The sequence below is a fragment of the Novosphingobium sp. UBA1939 genome, assembly GCF_002336885.1.
Classification (GTDB): Bacteria; Pseudomonadota; Alphaproteobacteria; order Sphingomonadales; family Sphingomonadaceae; genus Novosphingobium.
In genome coordinates, this window is sequence record NZ_DDFB01000046.1 from 1 (window position 1) to 2,650 (window position 2,650).

At 68.1% G+C, this 2,650-nt stretch carries 4 protein-coding genes; 3 read left to right on the plus strand and 1 reads right to left on the minus strand.

Going from position 1 to position 2,650, the window contains the following annotated elements:
* Positions 1-101: 101 nt before the first annotated feature.
* Together B3547_RS07260 and B3547_RS07265 are read left to right on the plus strand one after the other, a co-directional pair.
* Positions 102-887 (plus strand): NUDIX hydrolase, encoded by a 786-nt coding sequence (locus B3547_RS07260; protein WP_292961652.1) that lies wholly within the window; start codon positions 102-104, stop codon positions 885-887.
* Between the two features lie 122 nt (positions 888-1,009).
* Positions 1,010-1,183: a hypothetical protein gene (locus B3547_RS07265; RefSeq protein WP_292961654.1), complete on the plus strand. Its 174-nt coding sequence runs from the start codon at positions 1,010-1,012 to the stop codon at positions 1,181-1,183.
* A 22-nt stretch (positions 1,184-1,205) separates the two neighbouring features.
* Here the strand turns inward: B3547_RS07265 and B3547_RS07270 are convergent, their stop codons facing one another.
* Entirely contained in the window at positions 1,206-2,051 is an 846-nt protein-coding gene (locus B3547_RS07270; protein WP_292961657.1) for a LysR family transcriptional regulator, read from the minus strand.
* A gap of 228 nt (positions 2,052-2,279) precedes the next feature.
* On the opposite strand from B3547_RS07270, the gene B3547_RS07275 reads away from it, so the two are divergent.
* A partial coding sequence (locus B3547_RS07275) for an acyl-CoA dehydrogenase family protein (protein ID WP_292961680.1) occupies positions 2,280-2,650 on the plus strand: 371 nt, incomplete at its 3' end.

Sequence of the window (2,650 nt, forward strand, 5' to 3'; positions counted from 1 at the left end):
ATTGTCAAGGTTTCCGACACCCCCGAGAAAAGGGGCAGCTTGGCAAGCTGCGGTGGCGCGAGCATGATGCTGCAAAACACGCGCGGGATGGCTGGGATTGCATGGAAGATTTCGACGACGCCGATAATTTGCCTCTCGCCATTCCGGCGGCAACGCTGGTGGTGTTCCGCCGCGACCCGGCCGGCGGCGCGGCGCAGGTGCTGCTGCTCGAACGCTCCGGCGCGATGCGGTTCGCGGGTGGCGCCACGGTCTTTCCCGGTGGAAGGATCGACCGGGCGGACTACGATCTGGCGGAGCGTGTTCGCGGCGATCTCGATCTGGACGATGCCGCCGCACGCGTAGCGGCGATCCGCGAGACGCTGGAGGAATCCGGGCTGGCCATCGGCGTTGTCGGAAACGTGACGGCGGAGACGGCGGTGGCCGCACGCCGGATGCTGATCGAACGGGGCGCGCTGGCGCCGGTGCTGGAGGCGTTCGGCTGGCAGCTCGCGCTCGACCGGCTGACCCCGTTCGCGCGTTGGTTGCCGAAGCACCGCGCGCCCCGCATCTTCGACACGCGCTTCTATATTGCCGACCTGGGAACCGGGGCGGTGGACGTGGCGGTCGATGCCACGGAAAATACGCACCTGTTCTGGGCCAGCGCGCGCGAGGCGCTGCGGCTGGCGGATCTGGGCGAAATTCAGGTGATCTTCCCGACGCGGCGCAATCTGGAACGGCTGGCCCAGTTCGACGACTTTGCGGCGTGCCTCGAACACGCGCGGGCGACACCGGTGGTCACGATCACGCCGGCGGTCGCCGTGCGCGATGGGGCGAGATGGCTGACAATCCCCGAGGATGCGGGGTATCCGGTCCACGCGGAGCCGATCGACAGCGCGATGCGCGGTTAGCGGCCTGCGTATATGTCCTGAGGGTTGGCGCGGAGGGGGCTCATAGGCAAACGGGCGCATCAAGCAGGCATATTGCGGATTGGAGACCGCCTATGCCAGCCGAATGCCAACACCCGTTCGATATGTCCCTCCCGTCCACCGAAGGCGAACGCGCGCCGGACGTTGATCTTACCTCCGCCGCGGGGCGCCGTCACGGTGCGCGCGTCGCGCTTGTGGCGGTGCGCATGACCGCGCCGCTGATGCTGTCGCTCACGCTCTGGGCCATCGTCGGCTGGGCCGTGTGGAAGGGCGGTTGACCATCGGCGACGCCGGACAGATTCAGGCGATTGCGCTGTCGCAGGCCAGCCGCAGGGCGGACCGGGCATCATCGCGCTGCGTCTTGCCATCTATCAGGCCGATGCGGCGGCGGAAGTCGTATCCGTCGAGCGGCACGGCGACGACGCCTTCGCAGCGGAGCGATTCCGGCGCCGTGGTCACGCCCATGCCGGCGCGCACCATCGCCATGCAGCGGTCATCGTTGGCGCTGCGCAGCAGGAAGCGGGGCCGCACCCCGCGCTGCGTGAAGAAGCGGCTGGTTTCGGCAAGCAGTTCGCAGGACCGGCGCGCGATCATGGTTTCGCTCGCCAGTTCGGCCGGATCGAGCGTCGCGCGCCCCGCCAGGCGGTGGCTTGCCGGCAGCATCATGCGATAGCCTTCGTCGATGACGGACGCGGCATCCTCGCCTTCGCGCAGCAGGGTCAGCGCGGCGTCGATCTGCCCTTCGCCCAGCTTGCGCCGCAGTTCGGCATCGCTCCCTTCGGTCAGCACCAGCGGTTCCGGCCCGGCGAAGCGCGCGCTCAACCGGGTCAGGAAGGCTGTCGGCAACGATGCGAGGATGCCCAGTCGCAGCGGCGGGGCGAGGTCGGCCTCGCTACGCAGGCTGGCCTCGGCCAGCCTGAACTCCCGCTCGATGGCGCGAGCATGGGCCAGCAGGCGGTTGCCGGCCTCGGTCAATCGCACGTTGCGTCGGTCGCGCACGAACAGCGGCGCGCCGACCAGCCGCTCCAGCTCGGCAATGCCCACTGACAAGGTGGGCTGCGTCACGTTGACGCGCCGCGCGGCGGCGGTGAAGCCGCCGGTTTCCACGACCGCCAGGAACTGGCGCAGATGGGTGCGTTTCATCATAGATTTTATCTATCGAACTTTGCGCGATGTTTCAATTTCGCCGACGATATCATCGATGGTATCAAGGGGCGTGGGATAGGATGCGCCCGGCCTTGACCGGCCGCGCCTCGTCCCGTCGATTGCTGATGGCTGCGGGGTGCGCTGTCTCAGGCGTATCCGGGCAAGTCTTGGGAGGATGCCGTGCGCGCGACGCCTGATTTCGATTTCGGCCTGCCTGAAACCGCCCTGATGATCCGCGAAAGCGCCGCGCGCTTCGCCGACGAGAAGATTGCGCCGCTGGCGGCGAGGATCGACGCGGAGGACTGGTTCGCGCGCGAGCTGTGGCCGGCGATGGGCGAGCTGGGCCTGCACGGCATCACCGTGGAAGAGGAATGGGGCGGCCTGGGCCTCGGCTATCTCGATCACGTGATCGCGGTGGAGGAAGTGAGCCGGGCGTCGGCCTCGATCGGCCTGTCCTATGGCGCGCATTCCAACCTTTGCGTCAACCAGATCCGCCGCTGGGGCACGGACGCGCAGAAGGCGAAGTACCTGCCGGGCCTGATCTCGGGCGAGCATGTCGGCAGCCTTGCCATGTCGGAAGCGGGCGCCGGGTCGGACGT

Excerpts from the sequence above, each read along its gene's own strand:
- B3547_RS07260 (WP_292961652.1), top strand. The coding sequence starts at position 102 with ATGGAAGATTTCGACGACGCCGATAATTTGCCTCTCGCCATTCCGGCG.
- B3547_RS07270 (WP_292961657.1), bottom strand. The coding sequence starts at position 2,051 with ATGATGAAACGCACCCATCTGCGCCAGTTCCTGGCGGTCGTGGAAACC.
- B3547_RS07265 (WP_292961654.1), top strand. The coding sequence starts at position 1,010 with ATGTCCCTCCCGTCCACCGAAGGCGAACGCGCGCCGGACGTTGATCTT.